This is a genomic window from Nocardia sp. GCM10030253 (genome assembly GCF_042675075.1).
Classification (GTDB): domain Bacteria; phylum Actinomycetota; class Actinomycetes; order Mycobacteriales; family Mycobacteriaceae; genus Nocardia.
Genome location: NZ_JBHTDL010000005.1, coordinates 48943 through 66965, shown reverse-complemented (window position 1 = coordinate 66965; position 18023 = coordinate 48943). Strand labels below are relative to the sequence as shown.

The window sequence follows — 18023 nt, the reverse complement described above, 5'->3', positions numbered from 1 at the left end:
GTATTTCCAGGTGTTTTGGGCGCGGTGGCCACCGCGCAGCACGAGGCTGCGGGCGCGGCGGCAGGGGTATCGGAGATCGACGGGCTGAGCTGGATGAAAATCCGTGACTCGTCCGGTGTTCCGTTGGCCGACTACCAGTTCGCCACCAACCATGGTGGGCCGTTGAACGCGGGTGCCACGATCCTGTGGGCCATTCTCGGCCTCGAGTTCATCGGCTACATGACCATCGTGACAACGGCGATCTGGCTGATCGGGTATGCGTTGAGTTTTCGATGGCTCGACATGTTCGGATCGGCGTTGCGTGGCGTCGCCGACGCGTTGACCGGTCAGATCGCAACCCCGATGATGTTGGTGACGGCGGCGGCGATCGGTGCGTTCTTCGTGGCCTGGTTCATCGTCCGGGGCTATACCGCCAAAGCAACGATGCAGGTCGTGACGATGGTCGGTGTGGCGATACTGGGTCCGGTGTTCCTGGCTGATCCGCTCGAGGATGTGCTGTCCTCACACGGGTTGCTCGCTCAGGGCCGTGATCTGGGTATCTCGGTGGCAGCCGGTTTGAATGGCAATAACAATCCGAACCCGACGCAATTGGTGTCCACGATGCAGGGGGACCTCGCGGATAGCTTCGCGCGGCGTCCGTTGCAGGTGTGGAATTTCGGGCACGTTGTCGACGAGCGTCCGTCGTGCCGGTCGGCGTGGTCGGCCGGTGTCATGTCCGGCGACGACGATCGGATCAAGAACGGTATGAGGGCCTGCGGGGACAGTGCGGCTCATGCCAAGGCGGACAATCCGACCATGGGGCAGGTCGGCACCGGACTGATGCTGCTGGTCTGCGCAGGTGTCCTGTTGGTGTTCGCGGCCTACCTCGCGATCAAGGTCATCAAGGCGGCGTTGGATACGCTCTACCACGCGTTCATGTCGATCTTCGGTTTCGCCGCAGGCGGTTTCGTCTATGGGCCGACGCAGACGTTCCTGGTCCGCAATCTCGTCGACAGTTTCGTCGCGGCGGCGCGGATGACCGCCTTCACCATTTTCCTCGGGGTGTACGTCCTGTTCCTCGGCAACCTGTTCCGGCAGGCGCAGGGGCAGGTCATGGCGGTGATCGTCATCGCGGGTGCGGCCGAGATCGTCGCCATCTCCCAGTTGAAGCGACTCAGCCGCAGTCTCGACAGCGGCAATGAATGGATCGCCAACCGATTCGCCCTCGCGATACAAGGCGGCCAAGCCAGATCCAGCAGCAGTGGCGGCACCGCGCTCGGTATGGGAACCAGCTCCTCCGCGGGCTCGAAGGGCAGTTCGGGGATCGTTACTACCCTCGCCGCGCTCAACACCGTCAACAGCTCGCCGATTACCGCATGGCTCGCCGGTGGGGTGGGCAATCCACTGAACCCACTCGCGCGCGGGCGTCGAAAGGTCGACGCCACCAATATCCATGTCGCACCCATGCGTCAGCAATCGCATACCTGGAACCAGCTGGGTCGGGATAGCTGGCGCGAGATAGTCACCCGCGCCGACAAATTCGGGGATATCAGCACCGAGTTGGGCGTGGCGAGCGCGCTGAAGCGGCTGGAGGACAGCAGGACTCCCAGTACGCAGCTGCCTGCTGCCTTGTTGTCCGCCGGTGCGAGTCAAAAATTCGTCAGCGACGCCATGCGTGCCGCGAGCACCCAGAAATCGACTATGTCGCAGAACCCGTACGGATTCGCGCCCCTGCAGAAAGCCGTCGCGGCGGCGCGAGCGGTGGAGAACTACGCGGGCGACGATGCGCACATGGCCTACGCCGCCCAAGCCGCCGTATCAGCCGACAGCTTCGCCAGACACTCCACCGAGCCGGCGCCCGGCGCCGTGCTCGACCACCACTTCATCAGAACCGTCGAGCAACATTGGGATTCCGACACTGGTCTGCGCGCCGCGATCACGCCCGACCAATGGAACAGCGTCGGTCGTGACACCCGCTGGGCCATCGGAAACAAAGTGGCGAAAATGCATCGGGACGCCGCGATGACCTACTACAGCACCCCATCCGACCTCAACCGCGCCCGGTTGATGGCGTCGGTCAGGAGAGTCTCCAATCTCGACCACTTGGAACCCAACGGCGGACTCGACCCGTGGGACCCGTAGGGCCTCGGCAGCACGTGCCGTGCCGACCGCTCCGTCCTCGGCTATCCCGCTCGAACCCGCCGCCTCCGTCGAGCAAGCGACTCCGACGGCCGGCCACTATTGCAGCCAGCCGACCCCCGACCTCAGCTGCTACCTGATCTCGCTGTCGGCCAGCGGTTCCGGTTCCTCCAGCGTGTCTCCCAATCGGTGAGATCGGTGGACACCGTCCTTCTCGGACGTCCTCCACTCACGCCGGTAGAGCGTGTGTGTCGGTTTCCGCGTCACTCGGGCCGGTTTCACCCACACGAATGTGTGGGCCAGGGCCTTCCCGTCGGCGGACATTGGTAACCGGGGCTCGTGCTTCGGGCTCCCGAACCTGGGAAACAAGGTGTTGCTCGCCCCAGGCGGCGAGATTGACCGCGGCATTACGGTCGCGGTCGAGTTCGTGTCCGCACCCGCACCGGAAAACCCGGTCGGCCAGGGTCAGTTCGCGGTTGCGGGTACCGCAGCGTGAACAGACCTGACTCGACGGGAACCAGCGGTCAGCGGCAACGACCGTGCCGCTTCGCCAGGCTTGCTTGTAGGTGACCATGCGGGCGAGTTCGGCCCAGCCTGCGTCGCTGATCGCTCGTGCCAAACACCGGTTGCGCAGCATCCCCGCGGTGTTCAGGTCTTCCAGCACGAGCCGGTCGTGGGTTTTGACCAACACGGTGGAGACCTGATGCAGGAAATGATGACGAATATTGCGGACATGGGCATGATGGCGACCCAACCGGGCGGCCGCGCGTCGTCTGTTGTTGGAGCCCTTCGGTTTCCGTGACACCGCTCGCGCGAGGCGGCGTTGCTTGCGCATCCTGGCCGCCAATGCTTTCGGCGGATCGGTGATTCGGGTGACCTCCCTGCCGTCGCCGGTCGCGGCGACCAGGAACGCCGACAACCCGCGATCCACCCCCACCCAGCCACCACGATCGGTGGTCTCGCGGGGTGGGTGACACAGGCCCGGATGCAGCTCGGTGGCCTCCACATTCAGCGTGACCCACCACCTCCCGGCCCGCCAACCGAGGGTCGCGAACAGGATCTTCGCGCTCCCGGTTGCCAGCATCCGACGCAACCGACGGGTGTCGTCATGCACCCTGACCGTCCCGATCCCGGGCAATGTCACCGACCGTGGACAGTCGTTGTCACCCACCCGGATCGGCGGGCGGCGACCCCTGGAGTGCTTGTTGCGCAACCGGAACGACCGACCGGCTGCGTTCTTTTTCTTGAACCGGGGGAACCCGACCCGACGGCCCTTGCGGGTACCGCGACGCGACTCCGCCCAGCCCGCCAGCGCCCGCCCGCAATCGACCGCCGCTTCCTCGAACACCTGCTGACACACCTGATCACGCCAGACGAGCCCAGTCACCGAAACCGTGGCGGTACCGGCCTGATCGACAGCGAAGACGCGTCCCGCGTCCTCGGTCTTCTTCCACCAGTTGAAATGGTTGATCAGATCGAACCCCGACCACGGGACCGATACCGCCGGGTCGGTCCCGCGGGCGGTCAACGCGGTCTTCACCGCGTGCAAGCACTGGTTGAACGCGAACCGCGCCGCCCCAGCATGCCGCGACAGCACCATCTGATGCTCGACCGTCGGGTCCAAGCAGAACCGGAATGACGTGTGCCGCACCACAACAGCATCATCGCACCAGCCACCGACATCTTTGGCCCGCGTCGACCTCACCAACAACTATTGGGAGACACGCTCTAGCTAGACGTCGAACCGGTTTCGGGACGGTGGGTGTCGTGGACGGGATCCGGCATGTCCCGGCCACGGCAACGGGCTTACGGGGTGTTCAGTGGGTGTCATTCCAGAATTGGGTTCCGGCGGCGATCAGTGCGGGGATGCCGACAATGACGGTGCCGGCGACAGCGCCTATGCCGGCCAGTGCCGCACCGGTGATGAGGCAGCCGCCGATGGCTGCGGGAATCGCGAGCAGGCCGATCGATACCACTCCTCCGGTGGCGCCGCCGACGACACCCCCGGCGACGCAGCCGATGCCGCCTCCGATCGCGCTACCCAGCAGGCTGCCGACGGTTGCGGCTGCCATCATCGACATGCTGAAGTTGCCGAGCGCGGCGTTGTAGTTTGGGTGGGACAGCGCGTCGATCTCGGTGGCTGTCGATGCACTCACCGGCTGCGCGTCGGCTGGGTCGAGGCTCGGAGTGAGGGTGACAGTGTCTCCATGCAGTTGCGCTGCGATCGGCATCGCGCTACCGCCGCGAACGTAGGTGAGCGGAAGGGTCGCGACAGAGGATCCGTTCCGGTCCAGGAACTGGAGATGGTTGTCACTGACGGTCAAGGCACCGGCGTCCATGGTGAGAACAACCGAGCGATCGACCACATCGGCCTGAAAATGGACATCCGGTGTGTCCTGGGCAGGGTCGGCCGCTGCGGTTCCAGCCGAGATGCTCAAAGCCGAAATGACCATCGCCGCGACCGCAGCGCCTTTGCGGAACATCATTGTTGTCTCTACTTCCGATTTCGTTGTCGGCAACGTGAATTCGCTGCGGACAGGAAGTCGCGAACGATGCCGCATCGGTTCCGGCGAGTACATGTGATCCATGTCCCGCGAACGCAAGTTGAGCGCGACTGGCCGTGTTCCTCAGTGCGCTAAGTTGTTTCGGGGCCAGTGTCCTGCGGGGGGAGCAAGGACTCCCGGGACCAGGTGAGGGTGCCTGCCGCCAGATCAGCGACAACACCGTCGAGCCAACGCAATTCGGCTTCGGTCATGAGCCGCAGGTACTCGTCCTCCAGCACCACCACTCGAGGTAGGTCCATGGTCGCGGCCTGTGCGTCTTCGATGTCCATCTCGGCGAGCCTGGCGCGCATGGCTTTTGCGCGCCTCCCCAGCTCGCTGTGTGCGGCCTCGGGGCCGAGCAGCATCAGAAACGACAGTGCCGCAGGGAATTCCGGGTACTCGTAGCGCGCCTCGCCGATCATGTCACCGATCCAGCCGGCACAAGCTGTCCGCCCTGCCTCGGTGATCTCGTAGACGGTGCGCTCCGGGTACTGCTGATCGCGTCCGGTCTCCCGCACCGTAACGAGTCCGGCGTCCTGGAGTCGGCCGATCGTCTTGTACAGCGCCGCGCGCTGGGCGACATTGACGACCTTGTCCTTGCCCCACTCCTTGATCCGTCGCTGGATGGCGTAGGGGTGCATCGGCTCCAGATGCAGGATGCCGAGCACTGCCATCGCCAGGGGAGAGCGCTTGAACTGCGCCGATGCCGTCATATTGCCCATTCTACTGGTAGCCGAACAACTAGATTTCCAAGAACTAGTTGCCAAAAAACTAGTCTCTGTGCCACTATAGATTCATCGAAAGCGCAACCCCGAAAGGACCACTGAAATGACCGCCTCACTGACCACCGGCTCCGTCCAGATCCACGTCGACCACGACACCGTCAAACGACTCGGCGACTGGACCGACTCCGATGCCTTCGAGGTCACCGCCCGCTACGGCGCCGTCGTCATCGACCTGCGTTCGCCGCAGATCACCGGCGACGGTGTCATCGAACTGCACGCGAATCTGGACCACGCGATGGTGAAGCTGCTGGTGCCCGACGATGCCGTCATCGACCAGACCGGACTGGAGTGGACCGGCCGCGGCCGCGTCAAGGACTTCGCCCGACCGAAGGGCGCCGCAGGTCGCGTCATCCGCCTCACCGGCACCTGCAAGACCAGCGAATTCCGCGTACACCGCGCAGGCGTCGCGGTCCTGTCCGCCCTCTTCTCGCGCGAGTTCTTCGAGGACGCCCGCCGCGCCCACCGCGATGGCCGCACCCCGACCCTCGTCGACCCGGCCAGTACTCCCCGCTGATTTGCCCTGCCCGCGACGTCATCGCGAATGCCCGGTCTCGAATTCATCGAGACCGGGCATTCGCCGTGCCGTCGCGCGCTGACCCGCCCCGGCGGCGATCGGTGGTGACCCGCGGGTGGATTGTCCTGTGTCCAATTGGACACAGTGTGCCGCGGCACGCCGGTGAATCGGGGGCGTCGCGCGAATCAACGGTTGTTCGTCAACTCCGTGCCAGACTGGCTCCGCACAGTTCCAGCTCTCCTCATACCCCTGGAGGACTGTTCATGACGAATTCTGTTGCGCCACTCGATCTGCCCGAGCCCCTGGTGATCACACTGGGAAATCTCAAGGGCGGGGTCGGCAAGACCACCTCGGCCTTCTTTCTGGCCTCCTATTTCGCACTGGTCCACGAACTGCGGGTGCTGGTGATCGATGCCGACCCGCTCAGCCAGACCGGATACTCCTGGTATCGGCGACTGACCAAGGGTGAGATCCAGGTGCCGTTCGAATTGATAGCCTTCCCGTCCCGGCACGTCAACGACTGTATTACCGACAATGCCAAGGTGTTCGACGTCATCATCGTGGACGCGGGCGGTGAATCGGCCGAGATATTCAAGGCCGCAATCCCGCAGAGCGACGAGCTCATTCTGCTGACCAGCGTCAGCCCGTCGGAGGTGAAGCGTGTTCCGAGCACCTACCGGGCCGCCCAGGAGGCGGCCGCGGGCCACGACCGCGAGATCCGGGTGCGGGTGCTGATGACGAAGGTGCCGGTGACCATGAAGCACGGTGTCAACGTCTCGACCGAATACCGCACGCAGCGCAGGAATCTGGAGGACGCCGGATACGAGGTGTTCGAATCCTATTTGAGCGCCTGGAAGTGGTATCGGGAGGCGGCGGACGGGGAGGTCGGCGACGGCGCCGAGAATCCGATCGAAGATCTGGGGGAGTACCGGCAGGTGGGCGACGAGCTGGTCCGCCCGTATCGGATCGCCGTGGAGGTGTCGGCCTGATGCCTCCGCAACGTAGGAAGGGTTCGATCGGTGGGGCCGGGAATCCGTTGGCCGACAATGCCGAACATACGCCGCCGGTCTCTCCGCTGCGCGATGCGCAGTGGCGTCCCGAGGTCGTCGAACCGGCGAATGTACTGACCATGCCGCTGCCCGACGACGCGGGTGAGGGCCCGCTCAGCGGCAGTGAGCAGGCGCAGTTGACCGCCTGCGAATCCTCGATCGACAGCCTCCGCATCGCATTCTGGGCGGCCGGTCGAGCGCTGCAGATTGTGCGGGACGGGCGTCTGTACCGTGCCGAGCACACGACCTTCGACGAGTACGTGGAACAGCGGTGGGACATGCAAAGGTCGTACGCGCACAAGCTCATCCGGGCCTGGCCGCTGGCCGCGCGGTTGCACTCGGTCGCGCCCGCCATCAACGAGGGCCAAGTGCGGGAGCTGCTGACGGTGGCGGCCGAGCACGGCGAGGATGCGGCGGTCGCCGTGTACACCACGCTCGCCGACGCGCCGGAGGTGAAGATCACCGCGGGCAAGCTGCGCGAGGCGGTGGCGCTGCTGCCCCGGCAATTCGACGAGGTCGAGGTGAGGCAGCTCCTGCAGGCATGGCTGCGCGGTGACCTGCGAGACGAGACCGGTGAGCGAGCCGTGGATCTGTTCACCACGGTGGAGTCGCGGCTGGCCGCGCTCACTCGCCGGGTGGTGAAGGGATCTAACGACGACCCGGTGGCCGCGCGCGAATTCGCCGCCCGGCTGCGCAACCTGGCCGAACAGATCGAGGAGCAGATCACCGCCTGAGCCTCGCGCAATGCCCCGTGGCGGCCCGGACTCCGCTGCGGGGCATTTCTGTATAAAAATATCGCTGTGAATATTGTTACTATTCTTTATCTGTTCGTTATAGATTTTCGGTGTGTCTATATTTGTTATTCCCCAGAATTACCGAAAGATGAACGCTCGGATCCACTGGACTGAACAGATCACCGTGATGTTTTTCGAACCAATTCGAAGGCCGTGGTGAACACCTAATGTCCCGCCATCGGCCTCGATGTGAGCATCGGAGGACCGCATCATGGCTTCAACCGAAGACGTCCGATATTTCCGCTGGCTGCGCCGCACACTGCTACTGCTACTAGGCGCCGCAGCCGCCGCCCTTGGAGCTCTGCTGCTGACCGCCGGATCCGCTTCGGCGCAGCCGCTGAATATCCCCGGGGTAGGCACTTTCGAAATCCCCGGCCGCACGCCCGTTCCGGCAGTGCATACCCCGGCAGTCGAAAATATCCCGCAAATAATTGATATTTGGGAAGTCGGCACTCTGCCGGCCGCGCCCCTCGTCTCCGAAATAGAAATCGCCCCGCTACCCGAGATTTCGCTACCCGCGGCCTTCTTAGGAACCGACGCTGCGATCGTTCCAGGAACCGACGCTGCGATCGTTCCAGGAACCGGCGCTGCGACCGTTCCAGGAACTGGCGCTGCGATCGTTCCAGCAACCGCTGCAACCGTTCCGGGAACTGACGCCGCGATCGTTCCAGGAACCGGCGCCGCGATCGTTCCAGGAACCGGCGCCGCGATCGTTCCAGGAACCGGCGCCGCGACCGTTCCGGGAACCGGTACCGCGACCGTTCCGGCGATCGAACTCGGATTTCCCCCGAACGCCATCCGCATCGAGCTCCCGTTCCTCTCGGGCATGCCATGGGCTCAGCCGCTTGCCCCCGCACCCGCCCCCGCCCCCACTGTCACGGCCCCGAAGTCCCCTGGTGCTGTCGCGGTCGATGCCGCTCGCAGCAAGCTGGGCGCGGACTACATCATGGGCGCGGACGGCCCCGACGCCTTCGACTGCTCGGGCCTCGTGCAGTGGTCCTACGGCCAGGCCGGCGTCGATACGCCGCGCACCAGCTACCAGCAGCTCGCCGCGGGCACCCCGGTCTCCGTCGACGAACTGCAGCCCGGCGACGTGGTGTCGTTCTACGGCGGCGGCCACTCGGCGCTGTACTCCGGCGAAGGCAAGGTCATCCACGCCTCGACCTACGGCACCGGTGTCATCGAATCCGATATGGCGTCGATGCCGTACGCCAGCGCCCGCCGTTACTGAGCCGAACCCCTCACGAGATATTGGAGTGACGCCGCATGCCTGCCTGGTACCTGCTGCCGCTCATCGTGTCCCGGCTGAACGTTCTCCGCTGCCCGGAGTTGAGCGAACCGAGTGATGATGGATCGCTTGTAGCCGTCGGCATGTTCGAGCCCGCTATCAGTACTGGCGGCCTTGTGCCTCAACCGATCCAGCCACGAAGGTCATTGCCTCGATTAGTGCTTGTACTGCGTCGACTCCGAAGATGGCGCGGGTCGGTGTTCCGGGTCCACGCCCTCGATCCGCATCGTGCAGGAGCAGGAACCGCTTTCGATGGGCGTCGCACGCGTCCTTGTTCGACCTGGATTGCCAGGAGCGCTGCGTTGGTCCGCAGCCTGCTGCAGTTCGATGAGCGAACTCGAGGTCAGTTGCACCAGAAGCAGAGGAGCGCCGCTCACTGGCGACAATGCAGTGCCCTCGGCAGGATTCGAACCTGCGACACCCGCTTCAGGAGAGCGAATCACCCGGATTCGGGAGCTGCGGGCACAGCATCGGCATGGCCTCTACCTGGGAAATGTCCTCGACCGGGTTCAACCGAGTTCAACCCGGATCAATAGGGTTTGTGGGCACAGCGGGGCACAAGAATGCCGCGCTGAACTGGGCAAACGAACGTTTTGCGTGCCTCTGCCCTGCGGGCAGCCGCTACGCCGGGTAGGTGCCGCGGAACGCTTCGCGAACGGTGGCCGCGTCCGGTGCGCCTCGGCCTTCGATCCCCGAGACCACCTCGGCGACGCGCCAGTAGTGGGAGGGCACCAAGTTGCCGGAGGTCACCACGGCCAGCGCCACGTCCGCCGCCTCATCAGGCTTGTTGGCGGCGACCAGCGCCAGACCCAGATCAAGGTTCGCCATCGCGATGCGGCGCGGCCGGACAGACGCAGCGCCCGCGAGCTCAGCGAGGACATGCCGCGCATAGGACTCGGCCGCCGGATCACCGAGCCAGGCCAGCGTGGTGGCCACGTAGGCGTCCGACTTCGCGGGGTCGTACCGGAAGTGATGCTCTGGCCGGTCAGGAACACTCAGCCCGGACACCAGCCTGGCGACTCTGCGCAGCGCCCCGTACGTGCCCTTGCTGTCTCCGAGCCGTGCCAGTGCGCGGCCCTCCTGAGCCGTCGCCTGGATGAACACCGAACTGTCCTCCGGAGCGATGGCCTGAGCGGCGCGCGACAGCTCGGCCGCCGCCGTGAACGCGCCGTCAGTGAGCTGTTGCCACGCCCGTGTTTCGAGGCACCACGCCGCTATCTCCGAATGCTGTGCTTCGTCGGCGAGCTTCCACGCCAGGTGACCGCGCGCCGCTGCGGCGGGTAGCTCCCCCAGGTCGATATGGCAGGTGCTCGCCAGCAGCGAGAGCCAACCGACCGTGACGAGCAACCGGCGGTGCTGGGTCAGAGTCTTCCGGCTGTCCATCAGGCGTCCGGCGTAGCCGAGATGCTGACGGATGCGTACGAGCAATTCACCCGGCGGAGTCGTCGGGTAGGCCGCCGCCAAGTCGTCCACCGCCAGCGCCAGCCGCTCCAGGGTGTCGCCTCCGATGTCCGACGCCGCCGCCCGCTGAATCCATTCGGCCGCTGCCCGTTCGCCATCGGCCGGTTCGGCAAACAACGCTGAGCCGATCCCCAGCGCGTCGGCATAGGCGCGGACATGTTCCGGTCTGATCTGGCGCTGCCCGTTCTCCAGCATCCCGAGCAGCGCCTTGCTGTAGTGCGTGCGCGCGGCCAGCGCGGACAGGCTGAGCCCCGCCGCCTCCCGCGCAGCGCGCAGCCGCTCACCTGTGACGTTCTCCCCGCCGGGACTCATGAGATCAACGGTAACCCGTGCGTTGTCGCGGTTGTTGACGCTTGTGGACGACGAACTACTCCGTGTGTGAAAGACACACGCCTAGCGTATTTTTCAGCCCGCCGCCGAGTCGATGTCTTGGTAGTCCCCGGCGGTGGGTGCACACCAACCGGACGGCTGAAGGGGGCGGGCGATGGACCTTCCCGCACGACTCGACGACGAAGACGCTCGGAAACTGGCGCTGGCCCCGGACGACGACGGCGTGCGCTACCTCCACCACAGCGACGGGTCATGGCCGTTCGTCGGCCCTGATGGGTGGCCGGTCAGCCTGGAGGACTTCCACGCCGATGCCCTGGCGGCGATTACCGCCGTGACGTTCGCACCGATCGACATTGAGCCAATCTTGTTGAGAGACAAGGAGATTCGATTTCCTCGCCCCCGAGGAAGGGCGCATCAGCTGGCGCAACCGGCGCGCCGGTCCGATACGCGACTTCGCAGTCGGCTCCAGAATCCGGCGGCCGGATTACCTACCCAACGTTGCCTGACACGGCACTAGTTCGATTGTGACGCAGGGATTTCGGATTTGTAACGGACGGAGTCGGGTGCTCGATGCAGACATCGAGGTCATATCCGTGACCGGATCCAACTCGAGAAGATCGGTTTTAAATGATTCGAGTCAATCGCTCCCTCGTCGCGGGTGCGCTGCTGGCCGGTGCGGTGCTGATGTCCGTCGCTCCCGCACAGGCTCAGGCACCAGTCGCACCCCAGGCGATCGAGCTCCAGGCGATCGAGGCGCAGGCGATCGGCACGCAGGCGATCGGCAACAGCGGGATTGCCAGCGGTTCGGCCGATCTGAACAACTTCTTCTGCGGAACGATCTGGCGTCCCGTCTGTTACCCCAACGGGCTTCCGTCCTGACCTGGTCGGACGACGACACTCCAGCGACAAGGTTCGGCGGGCACCGCCTCTACGCGCTCGTGCAGCACCGCGCGATGCGAACCGATGTGCTGTCCAGTTTTCTGGACACCTGCGTTAGATCTGACGGGCAGTTGATGCATAGGCCTCAACTGCCCGTCCCATTTTTTGACACATATGCATCAATCCTGCCCCTGCTGGCTCTCGACAGTGAACCGGCCGGGCCTGGTGGAACCGCGCGGCTACCGCCGCTGATCTTCGCGGGCTGACTCCGCAGGAGATGCGGCACACAGCGGCGTCGTTGGCTGTGTCGGAGGGTGGGTGTTCAGCGGATTCTCGGGCACGACAAGCCAAGCACGACACTGGACTTCTACGCCGACCTGTTCGATGACGACCTCGAGGAAGGAGCGAGCAGGCTCAACTCGGCGCGGGCCCATTTCGCTACTGCGTACCCAATCGGGTACGGACGTCGTAGACCTCCGGAAAATGCGCGGCTGGCCAGCGCCGATGTTGTGCCCTCGGCAGGATTCGAACCTGCGACACCCGCTTTAGGAGAGCGGTGCTCTATCCCCTGAGCTACGAGGGCCTTCAGTGGACGTCGGGGAGTCTACCGGGTTGAGGCCGGAGGATCAGAATCGCTGGCGCGTCGGGGGTGGGCATGCCTGTCGTGCAAGTGGAATTCTGGGTGGCCGAGGGGTTGAGAGGTGCGTATCGGGGAGTCGGCTCGGACGGGGGTGGCGGACGAGTTGTCAGAAGCCGTCGAATCCGCCGCCGTCGAATCCACTGTCGCCGCCCCAGGCGTCGTTTCCGCCGGAGTCGTGACCTTGGTCGCCGCCACCAGTGTCGTACCCGGCCGCATCGTTGTCGCTTGCGGCGAGACCATCCTGATAGCCCTCGCCGTAACCGCTTTCGAACCCTTGCGCGCCGTAGCCGACGCCGGACATCCCGGAGAACAGCGACGAGAACAGCAGTGCGGAGCCGAGTCCCCAAGCACCGCCGATCAAGGCGGGCTTCCACCACGGCTCGGAGTACCAGCCCGCGGGCACCGGCCGCCCGGCGACCCGGCCGCCCGGATAGTAGTTCGGGGTCTCCGAAGACGGATTCGGCGATGCCGCGACCGCCCTGCCCTCGTATTCGACCGTCCGCTTCTCGGTGACCTGACCGGCCGAGTCCTGCCCATCGAGCGCGGGCACCGCGGGTCCTGGGTCCATGCCCATCGCGGAGCGCGCGGCCCGGATGTAGTACATGCCTTCGAGTGCGGTCTGTTTGGCCAACCGCGCCTGCGCGGGCGTGTGAGCCTGATCGATCTGCGAGACCGCGGCGATATGACGTTCGGACGCGTCCGCGAGCGCCTGTTTCGCGGCATCGTTGCTGCCGGTCAGGTTGTACACCTGGCCGCCGAGCCGTTCGATCAGCTGTCTGGCGTCGGCCGCCGCGTCCGCGAGTTCGGTCGCCGCGCGTCGCTTGCTCTGCTGCGCACGCCAGACGACAAATCCGACCGCCAGCACCACGACAACGACGATCAGTAGCCACCACACCGCTCGTGCCCCTTTCGTCCTCGGGTCAAGTGCGGCCCAGTTTACTGGGGACTTGCTGAGGCCGAGCTGAGCTTCGCGGCGGGTGGGCGGTGCGCAGACCTGGTCAGTTCACCGTGGCAGGCAGGCGCGTGGCCTGCGCCTCGTGGTAGTCCGCGAGGTCGAAACTCTTTGTCTTCCAACGATAGAGCACGGTCGCGCCCGGCCAGTTGTTGGTGATGCGGCCCGCGGCATTGCGATACCAGCTGGAGCAGAAGTTCCACGGTGTGTCCTTCAGTCGCCGCCGTAGCCACCCGTCCCAGTCCTGCTCGGCGGTGTCCCTGGCCGCGAGGTAACGGCCGGGCCGGTCGGCGAGGTACTCGACGACCTGACGGATATAGCGAGCCTGGGATTCGAGCATGTAGATGATGGAACCGGAGCCAACGTTGGTGTTCGGTCCGTACATCATGAACATGTTCGGGAAGTGCGGGACGGAAAGGCCGAGGTAGGCGCGGGCGCCCTCGTCGCCCCAGACGTCGGCGAGCTTACGTCCGCCGATGCCGTAGATATTCATCGGTGCGAGGAATTCGGTGCCCTTGAATCCGGTGCCGTAGATGATGACGTCGACGGGGTGCTCGACGCCATCCGCGGTGCGGATCCCGGTCGGTGTGATCGCCTCGATCGCGGTCGTCTCCACGGCCACGTTCGACTGCGCCAGCGCCGGGAAGTACTCGTTGGAGAACAGGCCGCGCTTGCAGCCCGCCGCATAGTCGGGGGTCAGCTTCTCGCGCAGTTCGGCGTCCGAGACCTGCTTGGCACGGTGCCGGTCGGCAAGCGCGATCACGGGGGCCTTCATCGCCGGGATGTCGGTCAGAGCCAGCGCGAGCACCTCGAAGGTCGACCAGATCGCGAACCGTTCGGCCAGCCGGGTCGGCGGCAGGTACTTGAACACGGCCTTGTGCGCGGCGCTGTATTCGACGTCGAACTTCGGCAGCACCCACGCCGCCGACCGCTGGAACAGGGTCAGGTGGGCGACTGTCGGCTGGATACGCGGAATGTATTGGATCGCACTGGCTCCGGTGCCGATGCAGGCCACTCGCTTGCCGGCGAGGTCGACGCTGTGGTCCCACTCGGCGGAGTGGAAGGCGGCGCCGGTGAAGGTGTCTACGCCGGAGATGCCGGGCATGGCCGGGCGCGACAGCTGGCCGACGGCGGGGATGAGAATTTCCGCGGTCAGGTCGGCGCCGTCCGCGGTGCGGACGGTCCAACGGCCGGTCTGCTCGTCGAACTCGGCGTCGGTCACCTCGGTGCCGAATCGGATGTATCGCCGCAGGTCGTGCTTCTCGGCGACGCCGCGCATGTATTCATGGATGTCGCGCTGCTCCGAAAACCGCCGAGGCCAATCGGATTTGGGCTCGAACGACCAGGAGTACAGCGGCGAGGGCACGTCGCATGCGGCGCCGGGATAGGTGTTCTCCCGCCACACTCCACCGAGATCCGCTGCGCGCTCCAGAATAGTGAAGTCATCCACCCCGGCCCGGCGCAGCTCGAGCGCCATACCGAGCCCGGCGAACCCGGCTCCGATAATGATGATGGACGGCGTCGTCATGACTGGAGCCTAAACGGACAGTCAGCGGGCGCGAAGACATTCCAGGACGCCGAATCAACATTTTCGGCCACGACAGGCGTCAGCGGCCCGCGAGTTGGCGGGCGATGACGAGGCGCTGGATCTGATTGGTGCCCTCGAAGATCTGCATGACCTTGGCTTCGCGCATATAGCGCTCCACCGGAAAGTCCTGGGTGTAGCCATATCCACCGAAGACCTGGACGGCGTCGGTGGTGACTTTCATGGCGGCATCGGTGGCGATCAGCTTGGCGACGCTGGCCTGGCGGGAGTAGGGGAGTCCGGCGTCGCGGCGCCGGGCGGCGTCGAGGTAGGTGGCGCGAGCCGAATCGACGGCGGCGGCCATGTCGGCGAGCACGAAACCGAGGCCTTGGTGGTCGATGATGTGGCGGCCGAACGCTTCTCGCTCCTTGGCATAGGCCACCGCGTCGTCGAGGGCGCGCTGGGCGAGACCGACGGCGACCGCGGAGATGCCGAGACGGCCCGAGTCCAATGCGCTGAATGCGATCGAAAGTCCTTGTCCCGCTTCGCCGATCAGTCGGTCGGTGGGCAGCAGGGCATCGTCGTAGGCGGCGGTGGTTGTCGGAATCCCGCGCAGGCCCATCTTCTCCTCTGGCTTGCCGAAGCTCAGTCCCTCGGTGTCGCCGGGGACCAAGAAGCAGGAGATGCCGCGGGTGCCCTCGCCGGTCCTGGCGAACAGGGAGTAGAAGTCGGCGCGGCCGCCGTTGGTGATCCAGGCCTTCGTGCCGTTGATCCGGTATCCGCCGTCCACCGCGGTGGCCCGGCACCGCAGCGCGGCCGCATCGGAGCCCGCATGCGCTTCGGAAAGGCTGTAGGCGCCGACGGTTTCGCCCGACAGCATCTGCGGCAGCCAACGCTGCTTCTGCTCGTCGGTGCCGAAGACGAACAACGGATGGCAGGACAGGCTGTGCACGCTGACGGCCACCGCCACCGCGGCCCATCGACTCGCCAACTCTTCGAGCACCTGCAGGTACACCTCGTACGGCTGCCCGCCACCACCGAATTCCTCCGGATACGGCAGGCTCAGCAGCCCCGCCGCACCCAGCGCGGGGAAGACCCCGTCGGGGAACGTCCCGGTCTTCTCGCACTCGACCACCCGAGGCTCGAGCACCTTGTCGGCGATATCGCGAGTCAACTCGAGCAGAGCCCGCGCCTCCGGCGTCGGCAGCATCCGTTCAACAGCCATGCCCCTGTTCTACCGTCAGCCCGCCGACCCCGCGCAGGGCAGGTCCGTCCTGCCGGATATCCGCGGCCAGGTCGCCTAGGGGGTCTTGCGCTCGAGGCCGGGTCTGGCGAATTGTTTTGTCTCATTCGGATACCCGTCGGCCGGTCGGCTGGCGCAGTTGCGCCGTACGGGTTATGACAGGGCTGTTCGAACTGGGGCGGACCGGTCTGTCGGAGGCCACCAGGGGGTGTCGCCGGCGCACCGGTCCGATAGGGACGAGTGAGTACCGGGACCTGGCTGGATGATCTATTATCTGCGTATGAATGCAGATAACGAGCCATTGCCACCGCCGCTCGCGGAGGACCAGGTGGGGCTGGTTGTCGAGGTGTTTCGGATGCTGGCCGATCCGACTCGGGTCCAGGTGTTGTGGGCGCTGGTGGATCGGGAGCTGTCGGTGAACGATCTGGCCGGGTATATCGGAAAGCCCGCGCCGTCGGTGTCGCAGCACCTGTCCAAACTGCGGATGGCGCGGCTGGTCCGACCTCGGCGGGCCGGGACGACGATCTTCTACAGCCTGGAGAACGAACACGTCCGGCAGTTGGTCGTGGACGCGGTCTACAACGCCGAACACGCGGGTCCCGGTGTGCCGCCGCACCATCGCGGCATCAGTGCGGTGCGCGAGTTGCCTGCTCGGGATCGGGCGGTGTCGGAATGAGTCACCAGCGCAATGGTTCCCGCTGGCACGGGCTCGGCCTGGAGCACGTGCCACGGCATGGCCGGTTCGCGAGCCGAAATAGACACGGGCACACGCACACTGACGGGGAGGGGCGCGGTCACACGCAGGAGCACGAAGACGCGCATGGACACGCGCACGACCACGACCACGCGCACGACCACGTTCACCCCGGTGGACTGCGGGGGATCGTGCGGGAGATCTTCGCGCCGCACAGTCACGACGCGGCCGACAGTGTCGATGATGCGCTTGAGGCCAGTGCGGTCGGCATTCGGGCGGTGAAGATCAGTCTCGGCGTGCTCGGGTTGACCGCGGTGGTGCAGGTGCTGATCGTGGCGGTGTCCGGGTCGGTGGCGTTGGCGGCGGACACCATTCACAACTTTTCCGACGCGTTGACCGCGGTGCCGTTGTGGATTGCGTTCGCGCTCGGGCGGCGGGCGGCTACTCGGCGTTATACCTATGGATTCGGGCGCGCCGAGGATCTCGCGGGGCTGTTCGTGGTCGCCATGATCGCGTTGTCGGCGATTATCGCCGGGTACGAGGCGGTTCGGCGGCTGATCGATCCGGTGCGGATCGACCATCTCGGGTGGGTTGCCGCGGCGGGAGTGATCGGTTTCCTCGGAAACGAGACCGTGGCGCTGTATCGGATCCGGGTCGGGCGGCGGATCGGTTCAGCCGCGCTCGTTGCCGACGGCTTGCATGCCAGAACCGACGGATTCACGTCGCTGGCAGTGCTTTTCGGAGTCGCCGGTGTCGCGCTCGGGTTCCCGTTGGCTGATCCGATTGTCGGCCTGCTGATCACCGTCGCGATTCTGGCGGTTATGCGCACGGCCGCCCGGGATGTGTTCCGCCGCTTGATGGACGGTGTCGAACCGGATTTGGTGGCCACCGCGGAGCAGGCGCTGGTCGCCGAACCTGGGGTACTCGGCGTGCGCAGCCTCCGGATGCGCTGGATCGGCCATCGGCTGCATGCCGATGTCGAGCTGGACATCGCGCCGACCACCTCCCTCGCCGATGCGCACCGCGTGGCGCACGGCGCCGAGCACACGCTCACCCACGCGGTCCCCAAGCTGGATACCGCCCTGGTTCACGCCTACCCAGCGCATTCCGGCTGACCGCGCAAGACTCATGGCGATCGCCTATGAATAGGTGGTGCGCGGTTTTCCAATCGGCACGCCGCACGGGGCCTACTGTTCGGTAGCATCGCC

The 18023-nt window shown here is 65.6% G+C and carries 16 protein-coding genes and 1 tRNA gene; 9 read left to right on the top strand and 8 right to left on the bottom strand.

The window, feature by feature from the left end; genetic code table 11:
* Nucleotides 1-24: 24 nt before the first annotated feature.
* Entirely contained in the window at nt 25-2121 is a 2097-nt protein-coding gene (locus tag ACFQZZ_RS08635; RefSeq protein ID WP_378676570.1) for a hypothetical protein, read from the top strand.
* 226 nt (nt 2122-2347) lie between these two features.
* On the opposite strand, the gene ACFQZZ_RS08630 is transcribed toward ACFQZZ_RS08635, so the two are convergent.
* From ACFQZZ_RS08630 to ACFQZZ_RS08620, 3 genes are all read right to left on the bottom strand, one after another.
* Complete coding sequence (locus tag ACFQZZ_RS08630; protein WP_378676568.1) at nt 2348-3769, bottom strand: RNA-guided endonuclease InsQ/TnpB family protein; 1422 nt, start codon at nt 3767-3769, stop codon at nt 2348-2350.
* A gap of 166 nt (nt 3770-3935) precedes the next feature.
* Entirely contained in the window at nt 3936-4604 is a 669-nt protein-coding gene (locus ACFQZZ_RS08625; protein ID WP_378676565.1) for a hypothetical protein, read from the bottom strand.
* A 149-nt stretch (nt 4605-4753) separates the two neighbouring features.
* Nucleotides 4754-5374 carry a PadR family transcriptional regulator gene (locus tag ACFQZZ_RS08620; protein WP_378676562.1) on the bottom strand — a complete coding sequence of 207 codons (621 nt, stop codon included), beginning with the start codon at nt 5372-5374 and terminating at the stop codon, nt 4754-4756.
* Nucleotides 5375-5489: 115 nt separating this feature from the next.
* Here ACFQZZ_RS08620 and ACFQZZ_RS08615 point away from each other — a divergent pair, with 115 nt between their 5' ends.
* The 4 genes from ACFQZZ_RS08615 (at nt 5490) to ACFQZZ_RS08600 (ending at nt 9034) form a co-directional block, all read left to right on the top strand.
* Nucleotides 5490-5960, top strand: coding sequence for a hypothetical protein (locus tag ACFQZZ_RS08615; protein WP_378676559.1), 471 nt, complete (start codon nt 5490-5492; stop codon nt 5958-5960).
* Nucleotides 5961-6223: 263 nt separating this feature from the next.
* Nucleotides 6224-6949 carry a ParA family protein gene (locus ACFQZZ_RS08610; protein WP_378676557.1) on the top strand — a complete coding sequence of 242 codons (726 nt, stop codon included), beginning with the start codon at nt 6224-6226 and terminating at the stop codon, nt 6947-6949.
* Entirely contained in the window at nt 6949-7743 is a 795-nt protein-coding gene (locus ACFQZZ_RS08605) for a hypothetical protein (protein ID WP_378676554.1), read from the top strand. Before ACFQZZ_RS08610 ends, ACFQZZ_RS08605 begins: the two co-directional genes overlap by 1 nt.
* 271 nt (nt 7744-8014) lie before the next feature.
* On the top strand, nt 8015-9034 hold the full coding sequence (locus ACFQZZ_RS08600; protein WP_378676551.1) for a C40 family peptidase: 1020 nt from the start codon (nt 8015-8017) through the stop codon (nt 9032-9034).
* 678 nt (nt 9035-9712) lie between these two features.
* Here ACFQZZ_RS08600 and ACFQZZ_RS08595 read toward each other — a convergent pair.
* Nucleotides 9713-10864: a helix-turn-helix domain-containing protein gene (locus tag ACFQZZ_RS08595; protein WP_378676548.1), complete on the bottom strand. Its 1152-nt coding sequence runs from the start codon at nt 10862-10864 to the stop codon at nt 9713-9715.
* 172 nt (nt 10865-11036) lie between these two features.
* Between ACFQZZ_RS08595 and ACFQZZ_RS08590 the strand changes: the two genes are divergently transcribed.
* Both ACFQZZ_RS08590 and ACFQZZ_RS08585 read left to right on the top strand, forming a co-directional pair.
* On the top strand, nt 11037-11399 hold the full coding sequence (locus ACFQZZ_RS08590; protein ID WP_378676545.1) for a hypothetical protein: 363 nt from the start codon (nt 11037-11039) through the stop codon (nt 11397-11399).
* 110 nt (nt 11400-11509) lie between these two features.
* On the top strand, nt 11510-11761 hold the full coding sequence (locus ACFQZZ_RS08585) for a hypothetical protein (RefSeq protein WP_378676542.1): 252 nt from the start codon (nt 11510-11512) through the stop codon (nt 11759-11761).
* 510 nt (nt 11762-12271) lie between these two features.
* Here ACFQZZ_RS08585 and ACFQZZ_RS08580 read toward each other — a convergent pair.
* The 4 genes from ACFQZZ_RS08580 to ACFQZZ_RS08565 form a co-directional block, all read right to left on the bottom strand.
* Nucleotides 12272-12344: transfer RNA gene (locus tag ACFQZZ_RS08580), tRNA-Arg, on the bottom strand.
* 163 nt (nt 12345-12507) lie between these two features.
* Nucleotides 12508-13296, bottom strand: coding sequence for a DUF1542 domain-containing protein (locus ACFQZZ_RS08575; protein WP_378676539.1), 789 nt, complete (start codon nt 13294-13296; stop codon nt 12508-12510).
* A gap of 103 nt (nt 13297-13399) precedes the next feature.
* Nucleotides 13400-14881: a flavin-containing monooxygenase gene (locus ACFQZZ_RS08570; RefSeq protein ID WP_378676536.1), complete on the bottom strand. Its 1482-nt coding sequence runs from the start codon at nt 14879-14881 to the stop codon at nt 13400-13402.
* 79 nt (nt 14882-14960) lie between these two features.
* A complete protein-coding gene (locus tag ACFQZZ_RS08565; RefSeq protein WP_378676533.1) occupies nt 14961-16103 on the bottom strand; it encodes an acyl-CoA dehydrogenase family protein in 1143 nt (380 codons plus the stop codon).
* A 298-nt stretch (nt 16104-16401) separates the two neighbouring features.
* Between ACFQZZ_RS08565 and ACFQZZ_RS08560 the strand changes: the two genes are divergently transcribed.
* Nucleotides 16402-16797 carry an ArsR/SmtB family transcription factor gene (locus tag ACFQZZ_RS08560; RefSeq protein ID WP_378676531.1) on the top strand — a complete coding sequence of 132 codons (396 nt, stop codon included), beginning with the start codon at nt 16402-16404 and terminating at the stop codon, nt 16795-16797.
* Entirely contained in the window at nt 16794-17930 is a 1137-nt protein-coding gene (locus ACFQZZ_RS08555) for a cation diffusion facilitator family transporter (protein WP_378676528.1), read from the top strand. Before ACFQZZ_RS08560 ends, ACFQZZ_RS08555 begins: the two co-directional genes overlap by 4 nt.
* The last annotated feature ends 93 nt before the right edge of the window (nt 17931-18023 follow it).

Excerpts from the sequence above, each read along its gene's own strand:
- ACFQZZ_RS08625 (WP_378676565.1), bottom strand. The coding sequence starts at position 4,604 with ATGATGTTCCGCAAAGGCGCTGCGGTCGCGGCGATGGTCATTTCGGCT.
- ACFQZZ_RS08620 (WP_378676562.1), bottom strand. The coding sequence starts at position 5,374 with ATGACGGCATCGGCGCAGTTCAAGCGCTCTCCCCTGGCGATGGCAGTG.
- ACFQZZ_RS08615 (WP_378676559.1), top strand. The coding sequence starts at position 5,490 with ATGACCGCCTCACTGACCACCGGCTCCGTCCAGATCCACGTCGACCAC.
- ACFQZZ_RS08610 (WP_378676557.1), top strand. The coding sequence starts at position 6,224 with ATGACGAATTCTGTTGCGCCACTCGATCTGCCCGAGCCCCTGGTGATC.
- ACFQZZ_RS08605 (WP_378676554.1), top strand. The coding sequence starts at position 6,949 with ATGCCTCCGCAACGTAGGAAGGGTTCGATCGGTGGGGCCGGGAATCCG.
- ACFQZZ_RS08600 (WP_378676551.1), top strand. The coding sequence starts at position 8,015 with ATGGCTTCAACCGAAGACGTCCGATATTTCCGCTGGCTGCGCCGCACA.
- ACFQZZ_RS08595 (WP_378676548.1), bottom strand. The coding sequence starts at position 10,864 with ATGAGTCCCGGCGGGGAGAACGTCACAGGTGAGCGGCTGCGCGCTGCG.
- ACFQZZ_RS08590 (WP_378676545.1), top strand. The coding sequence starts at position 11,037 with ATGGACCTTCCCGCACGACTCGACGACGAAGACGCTCGGAAACTGGCG.
- ACFQZZ_RS08585 (WP_378676542.1), top strand. The coding sequence starts at position 11,510 with ATGATTCGAGTCAATCGCTCCCTCGTCGCGGGTGCGCTGCTGGCCGGT.
- ACFQZZ_RS08570 (WP_378676536.1), bottom strand. The coding sequence starts at position 14,881 with ATGACGACGCCGTCCATCATCATTATCGGAGCCGGGTTCGCCGGGCTC.
- ACFQZZ_RS08565 (WP_378676533.1), bottom strand. The coding sequence starts at position 16,103 with ATGGCTGTTGAACGGATGCTGCCGACGCCGGAGGCGCGGGCTCTGCTC.
- ACFQZZ_RS08560 (WP_378676531.1), top strand. The coding sequence starts at position 16,402 with ATGAATGCAGATAACGAGCCATTGCCACCGCCGCTCGCGGAGGACCAG.
- ACFQZZ_RS08555 (WP_378676528.1), top strand. The coding sequence starts at position 16,794 with ATGAGTCACCAGCGCAATGGTTCCCGCTGGCACGGGCTCGGCCTGGAG.